The organism is Fibrobacter intestinalis (assembly GCF_900167415.1).
Taxonomy (GTDB): domain Bacteria; phylum Fibrobacterota; class Fibrobacteria; order Fibrobacterales; family Fibrobacteraceae; genus Hallerella; species Hallerella intestinalis.
The window spans coordinates 1-24,226 of sequence record NZ_FUWU01000051.1 but is presented as its reverse complement, the minus strand read 5'-3'; the positions used below and the strand labels follow the sequence as shown (position 1 = coordinate 24,226).

The window sequence follows — 24,226 nt, the reverse complement described above, 5'->3', positions numbered from 1 at the left end:
CTTTCCGTAACGCCGGGCCTGACGTGCTTCTGGCAGGTCAGCGGGCGCAGCGACATCGGCTTTGAAGAATGGATGCGCCTGGACAACAAGTATGTGCGCCACGGGAACTTAGGCACCGACATCCAACTGATCGCCAAAACGTTCAAGGCGATTTTTAAAAGCGACGTCGCATACTAGCGAAGTCGCTTTCTTCAAAGATTCGGTTTTACGCGATGCCAAATTTGGCATCGCGTTTTTCATTCATCCAGCTTACATCAAGCCCGGAATTTTAAGCCCCGAAGTCAATTCATCCATGCTGGCTTTGGACGTTTCATCCTTTTTCTTGGTCGCCGAATTGACCGCCGCCATCACTAAATCCTCAAGGGCTTCCACGTCGTCTTTGTCCACAGCGTCCGGGTGGATTTTGATGGATGTCATGATTCCCTGCCCGTTCATCACCACTTTCACCATGCCACCGCCCGCTTCCGCTTCAAAGCTCTGCGCCTGGAGTTCGCTTTGTGCGCGAATCATTTTCGACTGCATTTTCTGCAAGTCCTTCAACATTTTCTGCATATTCATAATGTGTCCTTCCTTTTTTTGAAAAAAAATTTTATTCCTGTTCCGCCGCGCAAGAGTCGCCGCATTCCACGGGCTCTTCCACCGTTCGCGGCAGGCTTCGCGTTGTCACCAGCTCCGCCACAAATTTTTGCGCAAATTCAGCAAGAACCGGTTCCAGTTTCACGTCGGATTCCCAAGGGCTCAAGGGCACCGTAGAAATTTCTTCCCCCGGTTTCGGTTCCTGCAATTCGTAAGAAACAACGACCTTTGTCTGCAAGCGATCTTCCAGAAAATTTTCCAGCTTTTGGCGATACTCTTCCAAAGTCGTCATCTGGGTGTAGCCCCAACTGAACGCCGCAGGGAAAAGTACGGTCAAGCGGAAAGGATTGTCCTGGAAGTCCCCGTGCACAAGCGTCGTCCCATTCAGGCACACGGCAAGAAAACCGCTGCCATTCGAAGAGATGCCGTGGACGAGTTCCTGCCAAAAATTGCAGACGTTGTAACGCGTGAATTGCCGAGACGCCCCGCCCGTTCCTCCCAAGCGATCCAAGTCCATGGAATCGTCCATTTCGAATCCCCCGTCATCATCCGCAAAGACATCCATGCCCGCCGTTGAAAGCGGAGGAACATCAACGGGTTCCATCGGCGAAGAATATTCCTGCGGTTTTGCCGAAGGCAAAGAAGGACTCGAATCCAGAACAGGAGCGCCGAAATCGATGGCAAAGGGCGAATCCAAAGGAACTGGCTCGGGAAGCGGCGCATCAAAAGCGACCGGAGCGGTTTCCGGCACGTTCAATTCATTTTTTTTTTTGAACCCTGAAAAGCGGGGTTGTTTATGGCGGCCAAAGCCTGTTTCAAATCCACGACCCTGTCCAGATAAGCCATCCGGGCAAAAGCGGACTCGACCAGCAATCTCGGGTTCGCGCTCCGCCGGATATTCCCCTGCAAATCCGTGAGAATCCTTGCGATGCGCAGCAAATCGCCGTTGCCCAGAGAAGGCGCGCAATTTTTCAGTTTTTCAAAAAGCGCATCCGAGATATTCAGCGATTCCGCGGTAATGCCGCCGACCTGAACATACAACCGGTTGCGAACAAACTTGGCAAAGCCCTCCAGGAGCGGAGCAAATTCCACTCCCGTTTCCAAGGCCTTGTCCACCACGGCAAAAGTTCCCTTCACGTTATGTTTTTCAATGGATTCCAACAGCGAGAAGTACAATTCGTTCGGGGGAATTCCCAACACGGAGCGCACAGCTTCGGCGTTCATGTCGTTCCCGGTGAACGCATAAGCCTGATCAAAAAACGTCAGAGCGTCCCGCATGGAACCGTCCGCTTTTTCCGCGATCATCTCCAGAGCTTCCAAATCGGTCGTAATGCTTTCCTGCTCGCAGATATAATGCAGGCGTCCCATAATCTGCTTGGTGGTCAGGCGTTTGAAATCAAACCGCTGCACACGAGATAGGATGGTCTGCGGGACCTTATTCACTTCCGTCGTCGCAAAAATAAAGATGACGTGCGGAGGCGGCTCTTCCAATGTTTTCAACAAGGCGTTGAAAGCTCCCTTTGAAAGCATGTGCACTTCGTCGATGACAAAGACTTTGTATTTGCCAATCATCGGCGTATATTGCGTCTGTTCCAAAAGGTCGCGGATATTGTCCACGCCCGTATTCGACGCCGCATCGATTTCAATGACATCCATCGGCTGGCCGCTTTCAATATCCAGACAGCTTTTGCATTTGCCGCAAGGCACCAGCGGGTTTCCGCCTGTGCAGTTCAGCGTCCGCGCCAAAATTCGCGCCGATGTCGTCTTGCCGACGCCGCGCGTTCCCGTAAACAGAAAAGCGTGATGCAGGCGTCCGCCGGCGATGGCGTTTTCAATCGTTTTTGCGATGTGTTCCTGACCGACCAGATCGTTGAACGATTTCGGACGCCACTTACGAGCCATTGCGATATAAGCCATAGTCCAACCTTTTTAACGCAAAATGATTTCGCTGTCCTGAGCCAACTTTTCACGCAGCTTGTCGTGCGCCTTGTTCACCGTTTCGTCCGTCAGCGTTTCGGTCATCGACTGGTATGTGAACGTATAAACCATGTTCTTTTGCCCCGGCTGCACGCCGACTCCCTGATAGACGCTCTTCAATTCAATCTTTGCCAAGTTTTTCACCTTGAACGCATTCAGCTTTTGCAGAAGCGATTCATTGGTCATCCGTTCCGGAACCATCAGCGACACGTCGCGAATCATAAAAGTCTGGCGGCTGAACGGCTTGAAAACGGTTTTCTTTTCGGCAGCCTTCAAGACCTTTTCCAAATCCACTTCAAAAAGGGCGGTCTCGTAACTGATGTCAAAAGCCTGAAGCACCGCCGGATGCACGACGCCGATAGAGCCGAAAATTTCGTTTCCGCAAGCAATAACCGCCTGCTTTCCCGGATGCAAGAACAGTTCCGGTTTTTCCGCCGGACGGATTTCCGCGGCAATGCCCAAGCGTTTGAAAAGGGAAACGGCAATGCCCTTGATGTCGGCGAACTCCACTTTCCGAGGCTTGTCGTCCAAAGCTTCCATTTTATAATGCCCGGCAATCACGGCGCAAAGAACCTGCTTTTCGGTAAAGCCCGGATCCCGTTCATTCTGGCGTTCCGCATTCTGGAATTGCGCCTTGCCGTTTTCAAACAGGCGAATGGAACCCGGACGGTTCTTTTCATTTTCAGCGACGGACTTCAGCAAAATCGGGATCAGCGAAGTCGGTACGCAGCCGAGTTCATCCGAGAGCGCATTCAAAAGCTTTGCCGGTTTGCTGCGCAGATCCGCATCATTCGGTTCGCCAAAGACCTTTGCCGTATTGAGGGCACTGGTAAAGCGCAAAGAAATACATTCGTGAAGTCCCAAAGCCGAGAGCGCATAACGAATCCGGCGACCCAAGACTTCTTCTTTCGGCAAATCGTTCGGCTTGATTTTAAAAGCGGGAACATCGTAAGGGATGTTGTCAAAGCCGACAAGGCGAGCGATATCTTCTATCAAGTCCACTTCCCGTTCCAAATCCGGGCGGAACGGCGGAATTTCAAAATCCATCTGTCCCAGGTGCTTCAGTTCGATGCCCGTCAGATACCGGACGATTTCCTCTTCCGAAAGCTCGATGCCCAATACCTTGGCGACACGCGACGCCCGAAGATGCACCACTCCCGGTTTCTGCTGGTGGTCCGCACCCGTATATTCCACGACGCCCTTGAGAACTTTGCCGCCAGCGACTTCCTGAATCAGAGCGCAAGCGTAATCGTCGGCATCGCGCTGCATGGAATAGTCGATTCCCCGCTCAAAACGGTAACTGGAATCCGTGCTTGTGCAAAGGCGGTGCGCCTGTTTGCGGACAACGGCGGGGTTGAACCAGGCACTTTCCAAAAAGACCTTCGTCGTCGATTCCGTAATCTCGCTTTCCACGCCGCCCATCACACCGGCAACGCACGACGGCTTGTCGCCATCGCAAATGACCAAATCCGAAGTGGAGAGCTCGTGCTCCTTGTGGTCGAGAGTCTGGATCCGCTCGCCCGCTTTCGCCTTGCGCACGACGACTTCTGCGCCGGAAAGCTTGGACATGTCGAAACTGTGCAGCGGTTGCCCGATATCCATCAGCACAAAATTCGTCACATCGACGACATTGTTCACGCTGGCCATGCCCACCGATTTCAACAGGCGAGAAAGCCACTTGGGCGAAGGCCCCACCTTTACGTTTTCAATGACGCGACCGACATAACGAGAGCAGCCGGCACCCGGTTCCACGGTCAAGCGGATAACGGAAGAAGTTTCCTCGGAAGAATCTTCTTGCAGCTGGAAAGAAAGCGGCTTAAGCTTGCGCCCGAATTTGGCGGCGAGTTCCCGGGCAACGCCACGATGGGAAAGCGCATCCGGACGGTTCGGCGTCACATTCAATTCATAAGTCGAATCATACAGGCCGAGCGAAACAAACGGAGTGCCCGCGGGAATGGAGTCGTCCAAAACCAGAATGCCGCCGTGGTCGTCAGAAAGTCCGATTTCGTCTTCAGCGCAAATCATTCCAAAGCTTTCCACACCCCGGATTTTCGATTTCTTCATCTTGAGCGACTTGCCGTCAGGAAGCGGCAATTCCGCGCCAATAGGAGCCAGCACCACCGTCTGGCCTGCAGCCACATTCGGCGCGCCGCATACCACTTGCAAGGTTTCCTTTCCGTTGTCCACCGTCGTAACATGAAGATGATCGCTGTCCGAATGCGGTTCGCAGGTAAGCACCTTCGCCACCACCAGTTTTTCATAAGGCTTGGCGGATTCTTCCATCCCTTCCACTTCCAAACCGACTGCGGTGAGAGCTTTAGCGACTTCTTCGGCGCTTTCGGGAAGTTCTACATGACGGCGGAGCCAATTCAAAGAGACTTTCATTTCAATTCCTTTTAAAATTCACGGAGAATATAGAATTTTAAATGTCCCCAGCACTATGCCCACCCATTCTTTAGAGGGGATTAAAGGCCTCCTCTGAAAATTGCTTTGGTGATTTTAGTGACTAGCATTCAGTGGATAGCGACTAGCGATCAACGGCTAGCGGCGAGTGCCCTTCGACTAGTTCGACAAGCTCACTAACCGAGGCTCAGGGACCGATTGTCGAAGCTCACTAACCATGGTTCGGCAGGCTCACCAACAACTGACAACTGATAACTCTAACGCAGCAGGTAATGCCCCGGAGCAAAGCCCGCCGAACGCAGAGCTTCGGAAGCGGAGACGCCATTCAGATGAACTTCGCCAAGATACTTGCCCGTCAAGCTAAAAACTCGGACTTTCGCATTTTTCGGAAAGGCGCGATTTTGGAGCGAAGCCGGCGACAGGGCAATCGCGTCCGGCTCTTCGGCAACGGCAAACTGGAACCAGTCCACGTTTACATAAGCGCCCGTGATCCAAAGCCGGAGAATGTGCTCGCCCGCCGGAAGTTCAACCGAACCCGCTGAAAATTTTTTATAAACGTCCCAAGAATTTTCTGCCGTCTGCAAAATGGGAATCGTATCCGTCAAAGGCGCACCATCCAAGAAAAATTGCACACTGCCCGATTCTCCACCAGCCGCAGCGACGATCTGCAAATCATAAACCGAACTTTCCAACACATTCACCGTCCATTCCATCCACTCCCCCGCCAGCGTATAGCCGACGGCAAACCCGGAATCCAGCGTCACAATATCCACGCCATCTTGACGATAAGCGCCGCCTTCATTTCGATGGTCCGTGTCCCAATAAGCTTCGCCCGCATTGCCGACATCGTAATTTTCAGCCTCGATTTTTCCCGGGATACTCGCAGGCAAGCCGCCATAAGGCGCACGAGGAATATCCCGCAACGACGGAAGATAAATTTCGTCGATTTCATTTTTCCCTATTTTAAACCAGTCGAAATCCGAATGGCCGCCCGCTTTTTGCGTCGCATAATGGAAAAGCCCAAATCGATAGCCCATAAACATGCCAAGAGTATAGGCCAAATTGATTTTTTCCCCGATGGGCTTCCAATCTTCGCCGTTTTCACTGTAATAGAAAGTCGCCGTTCCGCTGCCCAGCGGCAAGTCCAAATCGATGCGCAAATAGGCAGAGTTCCCCGACAGAGGAACGCTCTGCACTTCCCGCATTCCCCGATACATAACAACGCTGTAAGTTCCCGCGTTTTTCCGAATGCCCACGTAGCCCATCGAATCCTGCAAAGCGACAAGCCCCGCCACATCTCCGTTTTCCATTCCCTCGCCATTCAAAGCGATTCGCCCGGAACACTTCGGCCCAAATGAGCGCATAGTCAAAGTATTTTTCGCCGTATATAGACTGGAATCCAGCCGTCCCGTAGTCAAGCGCAGATTGCCCGGATTTTGCGTTAGGGACCAATGCGAACTGTTGGGATTGTGATTCCATTGCCATTCCAGCGCCAGCGTTTCGCTTTCAAAATCATCCGAAGTGACCATGCCATAACCGGGCAAAGGCTCCGCAGGCAAAGTGAGCGTCGCCGGGGCTTTCCCGTTCTCGGCAACCGGCCAACCATCCTGCCATTTCATAGGCACCAAAAAAGGAATGCGCCCCACCGGTCCCGAATCCCGAAAAAGCATCGCATACCAATTTCCCTCGGGAGTGTCAAAAATTCCTCCTTGCGCAACGCCGTTGTCCTGCAAAAAAATTCTGCCGCTGTATTCGCCCAAAAGATTTTTGGAACGATAAACGATTTCCGTACGGCAATTTCCACTGGGCCAAGAAATGGTAAACAGGAAATATTCCCCATTTACCTTGAAAATCTGCGCCCCTTCCTGCCGGACGATAAATTGATCCGTTCCTACGACCGCATTCACATTTGTCCCTTGCAGTTTGCCGCTCCGCCCGCCGACTTTAACGCCGCTCGCATCGCCGTTCAGCTCCACATAGCAGATTTCCCCGGAGCCGTAAAAAACAAAAACGGAACCATCGTCGTCAAAGAAAAGCGACGGATCGTGATAGAAGGGCAATTGCACTTCGCTCCACGTTCCCGATTCCACGTCTGCCGTTTTGTACAAATGCGTTTTTCCCGTCGTATAGGACGGAGTCAGCACATAAAAATAGCCGTTATGAAAACGAATGGAACTGGCCCAAGAACCCTTTCCATAAGCATTCTTGCCATTGTTCAAATTCTGATTGTCATTGTCGGCAAGAGTCTGGTAGGCGTACCCAACCGTCCGCCAAGAAGCCAAATCCGAGGACTTCATCACGGGGACTCCCGGAGAAAGATGCATGGTCGTGCTCACCATATAATAGGAATCGCCGACTCGCACAGTCGATACATCCGGCACATCCGACCAGATAATCGGATTAGAAACCGTAGCCGCCAAAACAGAAGCCGCACAAACGGCAACGAAGCATAAGATTTTTTTCATTCGGAGATTTCCTAGCTACTTGATTTGAATGCCCAGCAAGTCGAACTTTTTCCCGTTCTTTTGAAGATAGACTTTCTGCCCGTCAAAGCGGAGCCTTTCATCCTTTGCCTGTTCATGAATTTGACGCCCGCTTCGAATGGCCGTCGTCGAATCCACACAGAGCGAAAAATCCAAGTAGTCGATGTTCACATAATCCCCGGTGACGAGCAATTTGATTTCGTGATTTCCCGCCGGTAGCGTTAATTTTCCGACGGAAACCATTTGATACGAAGACCAGTCCTCTCCCGTTTTTTCCACTGGAACGCTATCGCCCAAAATCCTTTCATCGACAAAGACGGCAAAGCCCGCAGCCGTGCTGCCCGTCGCCACATGGACTGAGACTTCAAAATCGCCCGCCAAAGGAGCTTCGACGGAATACTTCAACCACTCGCCCTTTCTCGTGTACCCGACCGCATACCCTCCTGCGGGAATCGTATCAATATCCACGCCGTCATCGCGATATTTGCCTCCTTCATTTTTCAAATCCGAATCGTAGTAGGCCTTGTTTTGCCCGCCCAAATCGTAATTTTCCGCTTCGATTCTTCCGGGGAGCGTTACCCTTTTTCCGCCAAAAGGTTCCTGCGGCACGACCACCGTCGTTTTGTGCATCACCTCCAGCATTTTCTGCGCATAGCGCAATCCGAATTCCTGGTAAGATTCGCTGCTGAAATGATACGAATCCTTGCCGTTTCCCTTTAATCCGGTCGATTTGACGACATAGGTATTCTCCATGATATTCGGCAAATTTCCCACCTGGTTCAGCGCAAAACCATAACAGCAACCGCCCGCATCGGAATCTTCCATTTCACCGGCAAGAAACGGAACCGTGTCGGCACTTAAATTCAGCGCATTCAAAATATCGTCGCGAGTTTTCTTGACCTCGCTTTGCCAGTCATTTCCGGACATCGCGCCCGATTCGCCCTGGTGAAAAATAAACCCCTTGATTACCCCCTCTTTCATCGCTTCTTGAGCGACTTCGACAATTCGTGCATGGGCGTTGCCATCGGCGCCATAATCCTTTGCCCAGTTGACAAGCCAGGACGCTTCTCCCGCCAGATACTCCGCATATTTGTCCTTGTCAAAAAGCTCGATTTTTGTGCCTCCCACCGCCACAGGGATTACCGCAACAGTCACCCCGGGAAGGCTGTCCGCCATATACCGGCCAAACCAGTCCGCGATGGAAAGCCCTTCGCCGCAATGGAACATCGGGGGAATCGCCGGATACAGCGCGCCGACATTCGGACGACCAAGCTGGGTGCAGGCCGTTGTCGCATACATCTTATAGCGGGGATGCTCTACATCGTCGATGCCTTTCCGAATTTCCCCCGCACCCGCCATATTGGACTGTCCGTATGCGATATAGATATGAAAATTCGGGTCCGGAGCAGCCGCCAAAAACGAAACGGCCCCCAAAATGGTGCATACAGCGGACAAAAATCCCGACGAAAAATCCAATTTCATTTTCCAATCCTCTTTTGGCGATTTCTAAAATCGTCTTTTGCCAAAAGATATTCTCCTCCAAAGTCCGGCGACATCATCCTCAACCAGTTTGCATGGATAAAAAATCCACAGCGAAAGAAATGATTCTTGTCGCATCCCGCCGCAATTCATATTGCATCGTGCCAATTTCCCATAAAATGTGTATTTTTCTTTCGGCGTCAAGGTGACGCTAAAACAAAAGGTCGCAAATTATGCAAGTCGATTTGAATACAGTTGATTGGAAGACGCTCCCATTCGGTTACTACGATACCGACTACAATGTCCGCTGCTACTACCGGAACGGACAGTGGGGAAAAATCGAAGTATCCTCTTCCAAAGACATCAGCATTCACATGGCCGCAACTTGCTTGCATTATGGCCAAGAAGGTTTTGAAGGACTGAAGGCTTACACAGGCAAAGACGGCAAAGTCCGCATTTTCCGGGTAGAAGAAAATGCCAAGCGGATTCAGAATACGGCAAACCGGGTTCTGATGGCCGTGCCCCCCGTTGAACTGTTCCGCGAAATGGTGCATACCGTGGTCAAAGCGAACAAGCGTTTTGTTCCCCCCTACGGATTTGGTGCCACTCTTTACATTCGTCCTTTGCTCATCGGCATGAGCCCGGAAGTCGGCGTGAAGCCCGCAGACGAATACCTGCTTCTGATGTTCGTGACTCCGGTAGGTCCCTACTTCAAGGATGGATTCAAGCCTGTCGATATGATGATCAGCCGGAACTACGACCGCGCCGCTCCCCAGGGAACGGGCACCGTCAAAGTCGGCGGCAACTATGCGGCAAGCCTGCTCTCCCTTGCCGAAGCCAAAAAACTGGGATACTCCAGCACCATCTATCTGGACGCGAAGGAAAAGAAATACATCGACGAATGCGGACCGGCAAACTTCTTTGGCATTAAAGGCAACACTTACGTCACGCCAAAGTCCGAGTCGATTCTGCCTTCGATTACCAACAAGAGCCTGCAACAGCTAGCCGAACATCTTGGATACAAGGTGGAACGTCGGCAGGTTCCTTTTGAAGAGCTCGCCGAGTTCAGCGAAACCGCCGAATGCGGCACCGCCGCGGTCATCACTCCGATCAAGAAAATCGTGGACCCCGTTGCGAACAAGACGTTTACCTACGGCGACGGCGTGAATCCGGGTCCGGTTTGCACCCAGCTTTTTAATACCTATACAGCTATTCAATTCGGTGAACAGCCGGATCCGTTTGGCTGGACGGAAGTCGTAGAATTCTAATTCTCTTTCGGCTTTTTATCAAGCAATCCCGCAGGAAACCGGCGGGATTTTTTGTTTGCCTACAAGTGCGATTTTGATGGCGAATTTGTGATGGACACTTCTAAAAATTTCTTTTTTTAGGGAATTATATACAATCTTCCATCAAATACTCGTAATTAAAAAATTTTTCCAACGCGGAACTTTTTTCAAACGGGGTGTTTTCTTTCACAAGGTGAACTCGGTTATCAGTTATCAGTTTCAACTCCCAACTTTCAACTAACCACTAATCGCTAACCGAGCAAATCGGGTGAAATTTTGTATACAAGCCCCATTTTTATAATGAATCACGAATTTCTTTTGAACCCCTAACTCCAATTGCGAACTATGGATAAATTAATTTAAATTAGGAAAATATACTAGAATAGATAATGAAAGAATTTTTGCCTAAATTCACGATCCTGTATACCGAAAGCATTTCCTACGAAAGCCCGCTTTCCGCCCGTCAATCCGGAGTGGAGAGGGTCTGGAACGCAGCGGGTTCCGCAGGGCGCATCGTCGAGAATGCAGGCTACGCCTACGACTATTCGGGTCGCCTGACCGGAATGTCCGGGAGCAGGAACGCCAGCTACCGTTACGACGTCGGGACAAAATCATCCACCCAACCGATTCGTCCTTCGCCGCCCACCAAAAAATTTTCCATATAAAGCTTAGCCGCCTGACAAGATTCCGGCAAGGATTTTCCAAGAGTCAGATTGGCGAGAATCGCCGCCGAAAGGGTGCAGCCTGTGCCGTGCTTATCGACTCCGACCAATCGGCGAGAGCTAAACTCGTAGCGTTTCCCCCGCCACCAAAGAATATCAACCGCCTCTTCGCCGGTCGCATGACCGCCCTTCAAAAGAACCGACGACGGGCAAAACGGAACAAAGCTTTCCCCCGAAATGGCAAATCCCAAATAGGCAAATTCCAGGCGATTCGGAGTGATCAAATCGATTTGCGCCATGACCGCCCTGAATTTTTCCGCATCGGCTTCCGCAAAAAAACGAAATCCGGCGGATGCCGCCATAATGGGATCCCAAAGGATAAAGGCATCCCGACTGTGGGAACGAATCCATTCGACAATAAGACGGAGCGTTTCCACATCGCGCACAAGCCCGATTTTGTAAAAGCGATATTCGCGTACTTCCCGCAACTTGTCCAGCTGTTCCAAAATGCGTTCGGCAGGAAGAAATCCCGGGCTTTCAAACGAACATTCATTCTGCACCGTCAGCGCGGAGCAAGCCGCGACGCCATAAACCCCAAAATCCCGCATCGCTTTGATGTCGGCAAGAATCCCAGCTCCAGCACTGCCATCAAAGCCCGCGACCGTTACCGCAAAATTCATTTTTGACATAAGCGTTTCCATGCGGAAACAGGATCCGCAAACTCCCAAATTCCCGAAACGATTGCCGCATTCCGCACTCCCGCCGGGATTTCCGTCGCATCGCAAAGTACAAAGCCGTTTTCGCCAGCATTTCCCGTTTTTTCGGGAAAAAGAAAAGCCGAGACTCTCGCTGAAATTTCCGCAGAAAGTTTAGGCAAATCTTCTATGGAGTGAAGCAAAATACCGAGCGAAACGCCGGAGTTCCATATCGCTTTTTCATTTTGCAAAATCCATTCCAGCGGCTGTAAAATTCCGGCAAGCCCAAATTCCTGAGCGGCACTAGGAAAGCCGTACAAAAAAGTTTTCGCTCGAACCGATTCGGGAAGGGCGAGCAAAAAACGCCCCAAAGCCCGTTCGTCCATTCGCGGTTTTCGTACGTACAAATGCTCCATTCCCAAAGCGGAAATTTTTTCGATTAAATCGATTTCATCGACAAAACTTTCTTCGCTGCAAAACAGGGAGTAGCGCATGAAGATTATTCCTGCTTCGCAAGCTTTCCCGTCCGGACAAACTCCTGAATATCCCGAGAGATGCGCATGGAGCAGAATTTCGGTCCGCACATCGAGCAGAAATGCGATTCCTTCGACCCATTCCCCGGCAAGGTTTCGTCATGAAATTCCATGGCGCGTTCCGGATCCAAAGACAAAGCGAACTGGTCCTTCCAGCGAAAATCGAAGCGCGCACGAGACAGCGCATCATCCCGGAAATGCGCGGCAAAATGCCCCTTCGCCAAATCCGCCGCATGAGCCGCCAATTTGTACGTCACCACGCCTTCGCGCACATCGTCCCTGTCCGGAAGTCCCAAATGTTCCTTGGGTGTCACATAGCAGAGCATCGCCGTTCCGAACCAGCCGATCATCGCCGCCCCGATTGCCGAAGTGATGTGGTCGTAACCCGGAGCGATGTCCGTCGTAAGAGGCCCCAGCGTATAGAAGGGAGCCTGATGGCATTTTTCCTCCTGGCGTTCCATGTTCTCGCGAATTTTCTGCATGGGAACATGGCCCGGGCCTTCGATAATCACCTGCACGCCTTTTTTCCAGGCGATTTCCGTCAATTCGCCCAGCGTGTCCAATTCCGCAAACTGCGCGGCATCGTTCGCATCGGCAATGGCACCCGGGCGCAAGCCGTCGCCCAAAGAAACGCACACGTCATATTTTGCCAAAATGTCGCAAATTTCTTCAAAATGCGTGTAGAGGAAACTTTCCTGATTGTGCGTCATGCACCAGCGGGCGATAATGGAACCGCCGCGGCTCACAATGCCCGCCGTCCGCTTCAAAGCCAGCGGCACGAATTTCAAAAGAAGCCCCGCGTGAATCGTAAAATAATCGACGCCCTGTTCCGCCTGTTCAATCAAGGTATCGCGGAAAACTTCCCAAGTCAGGTCGTCCGCAACGCCGTTCACTTTTTCCAGAGCCTGATACATCGGAACCGTTCCAATAGGAACCGGACTGTTCCGCAAAATCCACTCGCGCGTGGCGTGGATGTCCTTTCCCGTCGAAAGGTCCATCACCGTATCGGCACCCCAATGTACCGACCAGACCATCTTCTCCACTTCCTTTTCAATGGAAGACGCCACAGCGGAATTGCCGATATTCGAATTGATTTTCGTCAGAAAATGCCGTCCGATAATCATCGGTTCGCATTCCGGGTGATTCACGTTGCTCGGGATGATAGCCCTGCCCGAAGCGACTTCGCTGCGCACAAATTCCGGAGTAATTTCCGTTCCCGTTCCGCCGAAAATTTCATCCATCTTTTGATTTTCACGGATGGCGACATACTCCATTTCCCGGGTGATGATCCCCTCTTTCGCATATTCCATTTGCGTCTTGTGGCGACCGTCTTTTTGCAGGCGTTCCGCAATCCAGGGAGCGCGCAATTTTTCGATGCCTTTGTCGAGATCGATTTTTTTAGCGGGGTCGCCGTAGGGACCGCTCGTATCGTAAACCGGAAGCACAGGACATTTCGGATCGTCCAAGCGGATTTCCCGCATTCCCACCTTGATGTCGGGATACATTTTTCCAGAAACGTAAATGCGTTGAGACTGAGGAAACGGGTTGAAAAAGGGAGACGCTTCTGCCATATAAAATCCTTTTGTTCCATGACGAACCAAGTTCCAAGGGTATAATCTCAGCCCGCGGATGCGGGCACCCCGGCCCCCAATATAGAAAACAAAAAGCCTATAAGCGATTTTTACTATATTTCCGATAAACTTCAGGAATCCTATGACTCGCAATTCTAGCTTTGGAAGACTTCTTCTCTTTGTAATTCTCGGCCTTATCATCGGCGGCGTTCTGGGCGAATGCTTCGGGTTCGTTTTTGGAAAACTCGGCGAACTGATGAATGCCGGCGGCTACAACAATATCGTACACAATTTCTTTGTGAAGCCCTTTTGGGCGTTCAATACCGGGGACGGAAACACGATGAAGCCCTTTGTGCTAGACCTTTACATGATTAAGATTTCCTTTGGTCTGGCTCTCAAATTGAACGTGATGAGTCTGGTCGGCCTCGTGGTTGGCCTTTACATTATGAAATGGTCCGGAGAACGCTAATGAAAACGATCCAAGAATTGAAAGCCGCACTCGAAAGCGGAAAAACCACGGCGGAAAAACTCGCCGAAGAATCCCTTGGCGAAATCGAAAAGAGCAAAGGGCTGAACGCCTACATTTCCGTTTTGGCAGAGCGCGCCCTCGCCAAAGCCAAAGAAAGCGACGAGCGCCGGAAACAGGGAAAGCTTCTCGGAGAACTCGACGGCATCCCTGTCGCCATCAAAGACAATCTTTGCCTCGAAGGAACGCGCACCACGGCAGCCTCCAAAATTTTGGAGAACTTCGTTTCGCCCTACACGGCGACTGCCGTTCAAAAGCTCGAATCCCAAGGTGCCATCATCGTCGGCAAAACGAACATGGACGAATTTGCCATGGGTTCCTCCAACGAATCCTCCTTTTTTGGAGCCGTGGAAAACCCCGTCGATAAAACCCGCGTTCCGGGTGGCTCGTCGGGCGGTTCTGCTGTCGCCGTCGCGACGGGAACAGTTCCTGTCGCCCTCGGAAGCGATACCGGCGGATCCATTCGCCAGCCTGCTGCCTGCACCGGCATCGTCGGTCTAAAACCGACTTACGGTCGCGTATCCCGTTACGGCCTTATCGCCTACGCTTCGAGCCTCGATCAAATCGGTCCGCTTTCCACAAACGTGCAGGATGCCGCCACCGTTCTTTCCGCGATCTGTGGACAGGATGCGCACGACAACACGACCAGCCCGCGCCCCGCCGAAAATTTCGGACAAAAAATCGGGGAAAGCCTGAAGGGAAAAGTCATCGGCGTTCCCAAGGAATACTTTGCCGAAGGCCTGGACTCCGGCTGCAAAGCCGCCATCGAAAACGTTCTGAAAAAAGCGGAATCGGAAGGAGCCGTCCTAAAAGAAATCTCCATGCCGAACATCAGCTACGCCGTGGCCAGCTACTACATCATTGCCACCGCCGAAGCGTCGAGCAATCTTTCCCGCTTTGACGGCGTGCGCTACACCTACCGCAGCAAAGAAGCCAAAAATCTCTACGACCTTTACGCCATGTCCCGCAGCGAAGCGTTCGGCAAAGAAGTGCAACGCCGCATCATGCTGGGTTCCTACGTCTTGAGTTCCGGCTTTTTCGACGCCTATTATGTACAAGCGCAAAAAGTCCGCCGCCTGATTTCCAACGACTTCACGCGCGCCTTTGAAAATTGCGACGTCATCGCTTCCCCGGTGATGCCCGGCCTTCCGCTCAAGCGTGGCGAAGGCGAAAGCGACCCGATGGCGATGTACCTTTCCGATATTTACACGGTCAGTTTGAACCTTGCCGGGCTTCCCGGAATTTCCGTTCCCTGCGGGCAAGCGGAAAACTTGCCGGTGAACATCCAATGGATTGGCAAGCCTTATGCCGAAACGGAATTGCTTTCGATTGCCGCAGCCGCCGAAAAATTCCGCTAGTATCTTCGTAAAAAAACAAACCCCGAAAGCTGGATTTCACTTTCGGGGTTTTTATTTGTTTGAATGATCTGCGCGTTGTTCATTCAAAAGGGACTTATAGATAAAATTCTACCCGATTTGCTTGTCCTTCGACTAGTTCGGCAGGCTCACTAACCGGCGGTTCCTGAGTTTATCGAAGGGTGGACCCTGAGCTTGTCGAAGGGCAGGGACCGGTTAAAAGTTGGGAGTTGGGAGTTGAGAGTTGAGAGTTGAAACTGACAACTGAAAACTAATAACTGATAACCGAGTTCACCCTGTGAAAGAAAATACCTCGTTTAAAAAAATAATTGAGCGTATTTGATAGAAGATGGTATATAATTTCCCCAGCGAAAGTCGGCAAAAGCGAATTTTTGAAGTTCAAGCCTCGAAAATTCTCGACTACTTTTTCCCATACCACGGGAAAATCTTGCGCATCATCATCCGGAAGGAATCCTTCTTTTCGCTCTCCGCCTTGGGAATTTCGCCAATTTTCACTTCGGACACGGTTTCGGCTATCACTTCCGTCGTTTCTTCCGCAATTTTCGCGTTGGCGTTTTCGGGGATCCAGGGCTGCTGCACATGACGTTCCCATTCGACGCTAGGCACGGTCGGTTCAGCAACGACAATCGGAAGGCCCAAAAGTTCCCGGGCGCGGTTGAGCGCCGCATCGATATTGGCGAGCACATTCTGTTCCCCGATTTCCTTGAGAAGCCCCGACTTGGAAAGGGCGACAATCGGCTGGGAATGCACACCCGAAAGCAACAGGCGCGTTCCCTGTTCTCGGCACTTGGCGAGCAAGCCCTCGATCATCTGCTCACCGGCCGCATCGATGGAAGGGACCTGGCGCATCCGGAGAATCAAAATGTCCGGATGGCTGTTCGTCATATCGAGAGCGGTCTTGAATTTTTCCACCGCGCCAAAGAAAAGCGAACCCATGATTTCAAAAACGGCAACGCCATGCGGAACATGACGGCTTGCGATATTATTCGGGTCGGCAAGCTCTTCGTCGTCCTGGCTCAAATCTTCCGTAACGCATTCCACTTCCGCGACATCGGACATCCGGCGAATAAAGAGAATCGCCGCCAGCAACACGCCGACTTCAATCGCAATCGTCAAATCCATCACCACAGTGAGTACGAAAGTCACGAGAAGCACCGACACGTCGCTTTTCGGCGCGCCTTTCAGCAATTTGAAAAAGTTTTTGTAGCCGCACATATTGAACGCCACCTGAAAAAGCACCGCCGCCAGAGCCGCCATCGGAATCATCTCGGCGTATTTGCCAAAAATCAGCATAATCAAAAGGAGAATCACCGCATGGACAAGCCCCGAAATCGGGCTTATCGCACCATTGCGGATATTGGTCGCCGTTCGGGCAATCGCCCCCGTCGCCGGAATGCCTCCAAAAATCGGAGAAAGGACATTGGCAATTCCCTGACCGACCAGCTCCGTATTGGAACGATGGCGGGTACCCGTCATGCCGTCGGCGACAACCGCAGAAAGCAGGGATTCAATCGCCCCGAGGATCGCGATGGTGAGCGCCGGCTGGAACACCTGCCTCATCATTTCCAAACTGATATTGGGCAAGTGCGGCGTCGGAAAACCCGTCGGGATGGAATTTTTTGAACCGATTGTCATGACGCCGTATTCTTCAGCATCCCAACCCAAAATTTTCACCAAAGCGGTAGCGCCGATAATCGCAATAAGCGAACCCGGAACTTTTGTCGTCAGCTTGGGAAAAAAGATGCAGATTCCAAGGGAAAACAGGCCGACAACCACCGCATACAAATTCGTCGTTTCCAAAGACTTCGCATAAAGGACGATTTTTCCGAGAGCGTCCGCGGGTTCCTTCACGCCGGGCAAAAACTGCAACCCCAAAAAATTCGGCACCTGGCCCAGAGCGATAATGATAGCGATTCCCGCCGTAAAACCGACCGTCACCGGAAAAGGAATGAACTTGATGATGCCCCCGAGTTTCGCCAGCCCGAAAATCACCAGGAACACTCCCGCCATCAAAGTCGCTGTCGCCAGACCGTCATAACCATACTGCGCCACGATGCCATAGACGATAACGATGAACGCCCCTGTCGGCCCGCCTATCTGAAAACGGCTTCCGCCAAAAAACGAAATGGCAAAACCAGCGATAATCGCCGTGTAAAGCCCCTTTTCCGGTCCCACTCCTGACGCAATCGCAAACGCAATCGCCAAAGGCAAAGCCAAAATGCCGACAATCAAGCCGGACATCAGGTCTTTGGTAAAATTCTGCTTGGTGTAACCCTTTCGGAGTTGCTTAAAAAGTTCTGGAGAATAATGAGGCAGCTTTGGCATAGGTGCCGCCAAATGTAGGAAAAAGCCGTTTTGTTTTAAAGTGTTTACAGAAAGTTTTTTCAGAGAGCCGATTCTCCTATGTTTCCAACTTTCCTCTCCTAACTTTCAACGAACCCGCTTCGGAATGACGAAGATATGCCCCCATCATAAATTGCAATTCGATCCGTTTATGCGCTTTGGAATGTTCCCAAAGTCCGTTTTGGCATCATGCCATTCATCATCCCGGGCAAAAAACGGCTCGTGGCATCGTGCCGGTTGGTGAGCATCAACAGCTTCAGCACCTGCTTGTCGAACAAGTCGAAGCACGGTTGCCAAAATAATTTTTAGAGGTTGCCTAGACTTTTAATTCACCGGCATCCAAGTTGTCCCAATTCGGAACGGCATCAATCGCCGGGCGGACTTCTTCCGAAACGAATTTCTTCACCTGACCGGGAGCGCGCCCCACGAACTTCTTCAAGTCGAGAATTTCTTTCAGCTTTTCTTCCGTAATGCCGAGCTTCTGGAATTTTTCATTTTTCAGTACGCGTTCCAAAAGGTCGTTGTCCTTGCCCTGTTCCTTGACCACTTTGCCCGCTTCCATAGACATCACGCGGATTTCTTCATGGAGTTCCTGACGGTCGCCGCCATTTTTAACTCCTTCCATAATGATGTTTTCAGTAGCCATAAAGGGAAGTTCCGCCATGATGCGTTTTTCAATCACCTTCGGATAAACCACAAGCCCATTCGTGACATTTTCCGCGATAATCAGCATAGCATCCATGGCAAGGAATGCTTCGGGAATGGCCAGACGCTTGTTGGCGCTGTCGTCCAGAGTACGTTCGAACCATTGCGTCGCCTGGGTGAACGCGGTGCTGTTCACCTGCGCCATGACAAAACGGGCCAGCGAACAGATTCTTTCGGAACGCATGGGATTGCGCTTGTAAGCCATGGCCGACGAGCCTATCTGCGTTTTTTCAAACGGTTCTTCCACTTCCTTGTTGCCCTGCATCAGGCGCATATCCGTAGCAAACTTGTGCAGCGACTGGGCGATGGAGCAGAGGGTCTGATTCACGCGATTGTCCCACTTGCGGGTGTAAGTCTGCCCGGTGATGGTAAGAACGCGCTTGAATCCCGCCTTGGCTGTGACACGGCGATCCAGTTCCATGATTTTTTCTTCGTCGCCGTTGAAGAGATCCATGAAGCTGGCCTGCGTTCCCGTCGTTCCCTTGACTCCGCGGAATGGAAGCACTTCGATGAGGAAATTCAATTCTTCCAAATCTATCAGCATGTCCTGAAGCCAAAGGCAAGCACGCTTGCCGACGGTCGTGAGCTGCGCCGCCTGGAAATGCGTTGCACCGAGTTGGGGCATGTCCTTGTATTCCATGGCGAATTTGGAAAGCTTGTCCATCACGCGGCAAAGCCGCTTCCGCACCAGAATCATCGCCTGCTGCATCTGGATCAAATCGGTATTGTCTCCGACAAAAGCGGAAGTCGCCCCCAGATGAATGATTCCTTTCGCCTTCGGGCATTGCACGCCGTAAGCGTAAACGTGGCTCATCACATCGTGGCGGCGGCGTTTTTCTTCGGCTTCCGCCACATCGAAGTTGATGTCCGTCGCATGGGCTTTCAATTCGTCCACCTGTTCCTGCGTAATCGGAAGTCCCAGTTCCATTTCGGATTCGGCAAGAAAAATCCACAGTTTGCGCCAAGTCTGGAACTTGTACTGCGGGCTGAAGATATAACTCATTTCCTTGCTAGAATAACGCTTGATGAGCGGGCTTTCAAATTGATCACGCATAAAATTTCCTTTTTGAATTTTGTGTTTTAATTTAGAAAAAAGAAGAGAATCAAATCCCAATCCTCTCGACGGCAGGCAAAATTTTCAGCGCATCCTCTGAAAAAGAATCCGCCCTTGTGGCGCGCGATAAACGTCCGGTATTTTTCCCCCGAGATTTTCCATAAAACCTTCCACGGCTTCGGTGTCCGTCAAAATCCGACAAGGCATCCTTTCGCTTTGGCGAAACGAGACGATTTCCTCCCCGGCATAGGCGACATACGAAGAAAGCCCCACCGTGTAGAACGCCGCGGAATCCAAGGCGACAAAGGCTCCGTCCTGCTCCACCTCCGCTCTTTCCAGACGAAGCGAATCCCCCACCGAAAGGAAAATTCGCAGGCCCGACACCTGCAAAAAGCCGCCAAATTCCGCTGGCCATTTTGAAAGCCCTTCCCGAATAGCGCCCAGGATTTCCCCGCCGCGTGCCCGGATCAAAAGCATCTCGTTTTCAAACGGCATCGCATCCAAAACATCTCGATAACGAACGCTTCCCGCCGGAATGGACTTCCGAATAGCACCGCCATTCACAAGAGCGATCTGCGCCCCCGTAGCAAAGCGCATGGCATCGGCTACAAAATCGCCCAGATTCGTTTCGGCATTCCGCACGGCACGATTGCCGCCCGAATCTTCAATCATCAAAGCAAAATCGGCGTAGGCAATTTTCCCATCCCATCGCCGCGAAGCATCCGCCAAAATGCTGTCGTAAACCGCCGACACTTTTTCACTGGCAGATTTCACACTGTCCAGCGGCAACAAGCGAGAATGGAAAATCCCCTCCGGGGAAATATCCAGCAGCCCGACGTTTTTAAAATGCGAGCCCGTCTGCGAAAGGAGAACGCTGTCGCCCGTCTTGTTTTGTGCAAAGCGTTCCTGGATAACGGAATGGGAATGCCCATCCAGAACGGCATGGATGCCTGTCGTATTCCGAATCAAATCGACAGAAATCGCCGGCGGTTCCATTCCCAAATGCGAAAGCAGAAGGACATAGTCGGCACCGTCCCGCCTTGCCGCATCCACAGCCGACTGCACTTTTTGCGCCAACCCTTTTGCGGGAACCCGATAAAATTTGCGGAGCAGCGTATCATGAAAAGCATAGGATTCCGCGAACTCGGTATGAGGAGTGAGCACTCCGACAAACGCAACGGTTTTATCGCCGACCCGTTTTAAAACCGAGGGAGAAAACACCGGCAAATTTTCCCGTTCAAAATTGGAGCAAACCACGGGGGCTTTCAAAGAACCCGCCACTTCCAGAAGCCGCGGAATTTTATAGTCGAACTCGTGGTTTCCCAAAGCGACAGCGTCATAGCCTACGGCATTCATCAACGCCACGACGCTCGCCCCCTTCGTCATGCTGCAAAAAGCGCCGCCCTGTAAAAAATCTCCCGACGAAACGGTGAGGACATCCGCCGTATCCCGCACGGCATCGCGAACGGCGGCGAATTTCGCATAGCCATCGCCTTGACAATGCACGTCGTTTTCATAGACGACCACAATACTGCGCTCTTTTTTCGGCGAAGCGTTTTCCTTTTCACAACAAAAAAGCAGCGCGCAAACGCCAAGCAACGCAAAAATCTGGCGTCCAAACATTTAAAGTTCTTCGGCGAATTCCGGCATGGACTTGCGCACGGAATGCCGCGGCGAAGGGCCGCCCTCGTTCGGATCGGCATATCCCAAATCCAAAAGGCAGCTCACCTTCCAATTTTCGGGAAGTTCAAAAGTCCGCGCAATTTCCACCGCATTGAATCCGCGGGCAAACAACGTGGCTAGCCCGAGTTCCGTCGCCTGCATCATCATCGTCGTCGCGACAATGCTCGCATCCAAGTCGCCGCATTCATGGTCGTCGTTGTAATTCCGCGCGCGGTAGCACTGCTCCCTGTCATAGCAGACCATCAAAACGGCAGGCGCATTGTATGCCATCCGAGTCACTCCACGCAACTTCGCCAGCGCTTCTTCCGACTGGATAACAAAAATTTTAACCGGCTGATGATTCAGCGCCGTCGGAGCAAGGCGCCCGGATTCCAGCACCATCTGCAATTTTTCCCTTTCCACAGCCTGCGCCAAAAATTTCCGGCAGCTGTAACGGGATTTGACCAAATCGATAAACGACATCGAAACTCCTTTTTCAATATTCCCCAAAGCACTATTCCGCAATGGGAAGGGCAGCCTTCGCCTCTTCCGGCGGGGCATTCAATTCCTTCAGGCTGTCCACCTTCAGACTGTCGCGCTTCGGGAACATGTTCTGATAAATCACAGTCCGGCGACTCGCCATAAAGCGACTATAACGCGCATTCGGATTGTGCTTGCCCGGGCTTGCGAGAACCGCCGCCATATTGATAGCCTGGTCCAGATTCAGCTTGAACGCGCTCTTTTTAAAATACTCCTGGCTTGCCGCTTCACAGCCAAAAATCGTCTGTCCCCATTGCGCGTAATTCAAATAGAGTTCCAAAATGCGATCCTTGCCGAGCATCTTCTCCATCAAAAGCGCATAGGCGAGTTCCTTGAACTTCCGTTCCCACGAGCGTTCCCCGGAAAGGAAAAGATTCTTGGCGAGCTGCTGCGTAATCGTGCTGCCGCCGAATTTCGTTTTCCCGTAATAGCGGTTCGCATCCAAAGCCTCGGCAATCGCCCGCACGTCAAATCCCGGATGGTAATAAAATCCCGCGTCCTCGCTCGCAATGACCGCCTTCCGCAAATGCGGGCTGATGCTATCCAAAGGAACAAAGCGGTGCTTCAATTTCACGTTCGGGTTCGAATCGACAAGCGCATCCATGTAGCGGCTCATCTCGGGATTTTCGTATTCCAGAGTCTTCACGTTGTCATAGATTTCGTAACCATACAAAAACGCCCTGTATAAAAGAAACGAAGCGACCAGGGTAAAGGCAATGGCATAAAGCGTCAGGGAAAGCAGCACCAACCGGACAATCCGATTCAAGATGCGGTATATCCACTTGAAAACACAGCCGACAATACCGATTGCCTTGCGCTTTTGTGGCGGGATTCGATTCCAAAAATCGAGAACGGATTGTTTAACACGAAATTTTCGCACGGAGCAATTATATAATATTCTGGATTCAAGCGGAGGCGTTCCAAAATTTTTTCGCCCGTTTCCGCTTCCGGATTTTCACAAAAAAAACGTACATTACGCCATTTTCTTGCCCGCCTTGGATTTCGAAGTTGGAAAAAATGAAAAAACTAGATTTCGTCCTTTCGTGCGGAGCTGTCGGTTTCCGCCAAGACTTCTTCTAAAAAATGACCGGGTTCTTGTCCAAAAAAACGGGCAATACGGATGAAATTGGGGAGGGTTAATTGCGTGTGCCCAAATGAGCCGCTTTTGCGTTTGACGCCGACTTCGACTCCATAAAGGGTGTTTTTGTGCAAAGATAGCTGAAAAGCCATTTGATCGCGAGAAAGATGACGTTCCTTTCTGTAGTTTTTGATTACTTTGGCGACCGCTTCCGCAAGGATCGAATCCTCCTTTTCTGACGGGAAAACAGCTTTATTCATGATTAGTATTTAGAAAGTCGCCGGGCGCATTCTGTCACAGATGTCTGTATTTATTTACAGAGGTCTGTGAATCTTTCGATGGGATTGTTTTTGTTGGAAACTCAAAAAAGCACAGACATCTGTACATTTCAGAAAAAAGTTTATTATCTTTCATTTTGTCACAGATGTCTGTGATAAAAAAATAGAGGTATATTATGAAGAAAGTTGCTTACAAGAAGCCGCAGCTTGTCGCCAAGAACAATCCAACCGGCAGCTTTGCCGCGGGATGCCCGACAAATAGCTATGGCGATACAGGGTCCTGCCGCCGCTGTGAGCGTGCTCAGTAATCATAACATCAAAATCCTGCCTGTGAATGCGGGCAGGAGTTTTTCACAATTTTTCACAGAAATGAAGCAAACAATGGACATAAGAAATTTTATTTCCAAAGACCAATATTTTTTAGACATTATTGTCGAAGTTTATAAAAGAATGGATTTAAAAAGCGACGAGCCTTGGCTTACACCGGACGAAATGTATCAAAAGATTCAAAAGGCGGATCCGGAACTTTTTAAACAGATTGAATCATTCTTCGCGTCGTATGAAGAATGGTATAATAAGTCGGGGGCGATTTCGCAGGATGAATTTAAAGCAAAACGAAAGTCAATCGTTGATTACCTTGATCAAAGGTATGGGGAATAATAAAGATGTACCCTTGTATTGTGAACTTTATTTCGATCCTAATTGCCGTTATTGCGGTTGCCGTCGCTATATAGTCCTCCCTTAAAATCTCGTCCAACCCGCATAACTATTGGGAAAAACTGATTTCTACCCTGTGAAAATATTGCAAGGTTTTCTAAAATATGACTGAAAACCTTGCATTTTTTTCATGTACAGACCGCCAAAATCCCACGCACAGACAAGCCTTTTCTGCTCCCTTGAGGAACAGTTGAACCACAAGCACCCCCTCTACGTTCTCGCGAACAAGATTGACTGGAACAAGTTCGAGACCGAGTTTTCCAAATTGTTCGACGAAAAGAT

At 51.0% G+C, this 24,226-nt stretch carries 21 protein-coding genes and 1 pseudogene; 7 read left to right on the top strand and 15 right to left on the bottom strand.

The annotated features are described in order from the left end of the window. A partial coding sequence (locus tag B5D40_RS11990; RefSeq protein ID WP_144319697.1) for a sugar transferase occupies positions 1 to 177 on the top strand: 177 nt, incomplete at its 5' end. Positions 178 to 249: 72 nt separating this feature from the next. Here the strand turns inward: B5D40_RS11990 and B5D40_RS11985 are convergent. The 6 genes from B5D40_RS11985 to B5D40_RS11960 all read right to left on the bottom strand — a co-directional run bounded on the left by B5D40_RS11985 (position 250) and on the right by B5D40_RS11960 (position 8,921). Continuing rightward, positions 250 to 558, bottom strand: a complete 309-nt coding sequence (locus tag B5D40_RS11985; protein WP_078777092.1) for a YbaB/EbfC family nucleoid-associated protein — start codon at positions 556 to 558, stop codon at positions 250 to 252. Positions 559 to 589: 31 nt separating this feature from the next. Continuing rightward, on the bottom strand, positions 590 to 1,327 hold the full coding sequence (locus tag B5D40_RS11980) for a hypothetical protein (protein WP_143159427.1): 738 nt from the start codon (positions 1,325 to 1,327) through the stop codon (positions 590 to 592). A gap of 2 nt (positions 1,328 to 1,329) precedes the next feature. After that, positions 1,330 to 2,493, bottom strand: coding sequence for a DNA polymerase III subunit gamma/tau (gene dnaX, locus B5D40_RS11975; RefSeq protein WP_078777091.1), 1,164 nt, complete (start codon positions 2,491 to 2,493; stop codon positions 1,330 to 1,332). 12 nt (positions 2,494 to 2,505) lie between these two features. Continuing rightward, positions 2,506 to 4,938: a phenylalanine--tRNA ligase subunit beta gene (gene pheT, locus B5D40_RS11970; RefSeq protein WP_078777090.1), complete on the bottom strand. Its 2,433-nt coding sequence runs from the start codon at positions 4,936 to 4,938 to the stop codon at positions 2,506 to 2,508. Between the two features lie 275 nt (positions 4,939 to 5,213). Next, complete coding sequence (locus B5D40_RS11965; RefSeq protein ID WP_078777089.1) at positions 5,214 to 7,421, bottom strand: beta-xylosidase family glycoside hydrolase; 2,208 nt, start codon at positions 7,419 to 7,421, stop codon at positions 5,214 to 5,216. A 15-nt stretch (positions 7,422 to 7,436) separates the two neighbouring features. Further along, positions 7,437 to 8,921 (bottom strand): sialate O-acetylesterase, encoded by a 1,485-nt coding sequence (locus tag B5D40_RS11960; protein WP_078777088.1) that lies wholly within the window; start codon positions 8,919 to 8,921, stop codon positions 7,437 to 7,439. Between the two features lie 242 nt (positions 8,922 to 9,163). Between B5D40_RS11960 and B5D40_RS11955 the strand changes: the two genes are divergently transcribed. Both B5D40_RS11955 and B5D40_RS15405 read left to right on the top strand, forming a co-directional pair. Then, positions 9,164 to 10,186 carry a branched-chain amino acid aminotransferase gene (locus tag B5D40_RS11955; RefSeq protein ID WP_095849634.1) on the top strand — a complete coding sequence of 341 codons (1,023 nt, stop codon included), beginning with the start codon at positions 9,164 to 9,166 and terminating at the stop codon, positions 10,184 to 10,186. Positions 10,187 to 10,593: 407 nt separating this feature from the next. Continuing rightward, complete coding sequence (locus tag B5D40_RS15405) at positions 10,594 to 10,869, top strand: hypothetical protein (protein ID WP_143394338.1); 276 nt, start codon at positions 10,594 to 10,596, stop codon at positions 10,867 to 10,869. Here B5D40_RS15405 and B5D40_RS11950 read toward each other — a convergent pair. The 3 genes from B5D40_RS11950 to thiC are packed head-to-tail and all read right to left on the bottom strand — an operon-like array spanning position 10,797 to position 13,665. Beyond that, positions 10,797 to 11,555 carry a hydroxymethylpyrimidine/phosphomethylpyrimidine kinase gene (locus B5D40_RS11950; RefSeq protein ID WP_233134223.1) on the bottom strand — a complete coding sequence of 253 codons (759 nt, stop codon included), beginning with the start codon at positions 11,553 to 11,555 and terminating at the stop codon, positions 10,797 to 10,799. The two genes, B5D40_RS15405 and B5D40_RS11950, sit on opposite strands and share 73 nt — an antisense overlap. Then, positions 11,543 to 12,055: a hypothetical protein gene (locus B5D40_RS11945; protein WP_078777087.1), complete on the bottom strand. Its 513-nt coding sequence runs from the start codon at positions 12,053 to 12,055 to the stop codon at positions 11,543 to 11,545. The genes B5D40_RS11950 and B5D40_RS11945 overlap by 13 nt, the downstream gene beginning before the upstream one ends. 5 nt (positions 12,056 to 12,060) lie before the next feature. Then, positions 12,061 to 13,665: a phosphomethylpyrimidine synthase ThiC gene (gene thiC / locus B5D40_RS11940; protein WP_078777086.1), complete on the bottom strand. Its 1,605-nt coding sequence runs from the start codon at positions 13,663 to 13,665 to the stop codon at positions 12,061 to 12,063. Positions 13,666 to 13,807: 142 nt separating this feature from the next. Between thiC and B5D40_RS11935 the strand changes: the two genes are divergently transcribed. Next, positions 13,808 to 14,134, top strand: coding sequence for a DUF4321 domain-containing protein (locus tag B5D40_RS11935; RefSeq protein ID WP_073306224.1), 327 nt, complete (start codon positions 13,808 to 13,810; stop codon positions 14,132 to 14,134). After that, entirely contained in the window at positions 14,134 to 15,549 is a 1,416-nt protein-coding gene (gene gatA, locus B5D40_RS11930; RefSeq protein WP_078777085.1) for an Asp-tRNA(Asn)/Glu-tRNA(Gln) amidotransferase subunit GatA, read from the top strand. The genes B5D40_RS11935 and gatA overlap by 1 nt, the downstream gene beginning before the upstream one ends. A gap of 417 nt (positions 15,550 to 15,966) precedes the next feature. On the opposite strand, the gene B5D40_RS11925 is transcribed toward gatA, so the two are convergent. From B5D40_RS11925 to B5D40_RS11900, 6 genes are all read right to left on the bottom strand, one after another. Beyond that, entirely contained in the window at positions 15,967 to 17,892 is a 1,926-nt protein-coding gene (locus B5D40_RS11925) for a SulP family inorganic anion transporter (protein WP_078777084.1), read from the bottom strand. A 334-nt stretch (positions 17,893 to 18,226) separates the two neighbouring features. After that, positions 18,227 to 19,669: an adenylosuccinate lyase gene (purB, locus tag B5D40_RS11920; protein WP_073306233.1), complete on the bottom strand. Its 1,443-nt coding sequence runs from the start codon at positions 19,667 to 19,669 to the stop codon at positions 18,227 to 18,229. A gap of 84 nt (positions 19,670 to 19,753) precedes the next feature. After that, a complete protein-coding gene (locus tag B5D40_RS11915; RefSeq protein ID WP_078777083.1) occupies positions 19,754 to 21,292 on the bottom strand; it encodes a bifunctional metallophosphatase/5'-nucleotidase in 1,539 nt (512 codons plus the stop codon). Then, positions 21,293 to 21,814: a nitroreductase family protein gene (locus B5D40_RS11910; RefSeq protein ID WP_078777082.1), complete on the bottom strand. Its 522-nt coding sequence runs from the start codon at positions 21,812 to 21,814 to the stop codon at positions 21,293 to 21,295. It abuts the gene before it with no gap. A 31-nt stretch (positions 21,815 to 21,845) separates the two neighbouring features. Continuing rightward, a complete protein-coding gene (gene mtgA, locus B5D40_RS11905) occupies positions 21,846 to 22,751 on the bottom strand; it encodes a monofunctional biosynthetic peptidoglycan transglycosylase (protein ID WP_158222065.1) in 906 nt (301 codons plus the stop codon). A gap of 146 nt (positions 22,752 to 22,897) precedes the next feature. Continuing rightward, on the bottom strand, positions 22,898 to 23,209 hold the full coding sequence (locus tag B5D40_RS11900) for a helix-turn-helix domain-containing protein (protein WP_078777080.1): 312 nt from the start codon (positions 23,207 to 23,209) through the stop codon (positions 22,898 to 22,900). 225 nt (positions 23,210 to 23,434) lie between these two features. Here B5D40_RS11900 and B5D40_RS15720 point away from each other — a divergent pair, with 225 nt between their 5' ends. Beyond that, on the top strand, positions 23,435 to 23,887 hold the full coding sequence (locus tag B5D40_RS15720; protein WP_158222066.1) for a hypothetical protein: 453 nt from the start codon (positions 23,435 to 23,437) through the stop codon (positions 23,885 to 23,887). Positions 23,888 to 24,074: 187 nt separating this feature from the next. Then, positions 24,075 to 24,226, top strand: a pseudogene (locus B5D40_RS15400) (IS5/IS1182 family transposase); the annotation flags it as partial.

What these genes read in the sequence shown, in the direction of transcription:
- B5D40_RS11985 (WP_078777092.1), bottom strand. Translation starts at nt 558, where the DNA reads ATGAATATGCAGAAAATGTTGAAGGACTTGCAGAAAATGCAGTCGAAA.
- dnaX (WP_078777091.1), bottom strand. Translation starts at nt 2,493, where the DNA reads ATGGCTTATATCGCAATGGCTCGTAAGTGGCGTCCGAAATCGTTCAAC.
- pheT (WP_078777090.1), bottom strand. Translation starts at nt 4,938, where the DNA reads ATGAAAGTCTCTTTGAATTGGCTCCGCCGTCATGTAGAACTTCCCGAA.
- B5D40_RS11965 (WP_078777089.1), bottom strand. Translation starts at nt 7,421, where the DNA reads ATGAAAAAAATCTTATGCTTCGTTGCCGTTTGTGCGGCTTCTGTTTTG.
- B5D40_RS11960 (WP_078777088.1), bottom strand. Translation starts at nt 8,921, where the DNA reads ATGAAATTGGATTTTTCGTCGGGATTTTTGTCCGCTGTATGCACCATT.
- B5D40_RS15405 (WP_143394338.1), top strand. Translation starts at nt 10,594, where the DNA reads ATGAAAGAATTTTTGCCTAAATTCACGATCCTGTATACCGAAAGCATT.
- B5D40_RS11950 (WP_233134223.1), bottom strand. Translation starts at nt 11,555, where the DNA reads ATGTCAAAAATGAATTTTGCGGTAACGGTCGCGGGCTTTGATGGCAGT.
- B5D40_RS11945 (WP_078777087.1), bottom strand. Translation starts at nt 12,055, where the DNA reads ATGCGCTACTCCCTGTTTTGCAGCGAAGAAAGTTTTGTCGATGAAATC.
- thiC (WP_078777086.1), bottom strand. Translation starts at nt 13,665, where the DNA reads ATGGCAGAAGCGTCTCCCTTTTTCAACCCGTTTCCTCAGTCTCAACGC.
- B5D40_RS11935 (WP_073306224.1), top strand. Translation starts at nt 13,808, where the DNA reads ATGACTCGCAATTCTAGCTTTGGAAGACTTCTTCTCTTTGTAATTCTC.
- gatA (WP_078777085.1), top strand. Translation starts at nt 14,134, where the DNA reads ATGAAAACGATCCAAGAATTGAAAGCCGCACTCGAAAGCGGAAAAACC.
- B5D40_RS11925 (WP_078777084.1), bottom strand. Translation starts at nt 17,892, where the DNA reads ATGCCAAAGCTGCCTCATTATTCTCCAGAACTTTTTAAGCAACTCCGA.
- purB (WP_073306233.1), bottom strand. Translation starts at nt 19,669, where the DNA reads ATGCGTGATCAATTTGAAAGCCCGCTCATCAAGCGTTATTCTAGCAAG.
- B5D40_RS11915 (WP_078777083.1), bottom strand. Translation starts at nt 21,292, where the DNA reads ATGTTTGGACGCCAGATTTTTGCGTTGCTTGGCGTTTGCGCGCTGCTT.
- B5D40_RS11910 (WP_078777082.1), bottom strand. Translation starts at nt 21,814, where the DNA reads ATGTCGTTTATCGATTTGGTCAAATCCCGTTACAGCTGCCGGAAATTT.
- B5D40_RS11900 (WP_078777080.1), bottom strand. Translation starts at nt 23,209, where the DNA reads ATGAATAAAGCTGTTTTCCCGTCAGAAAAGGAGGATTCGATCCTTGCG.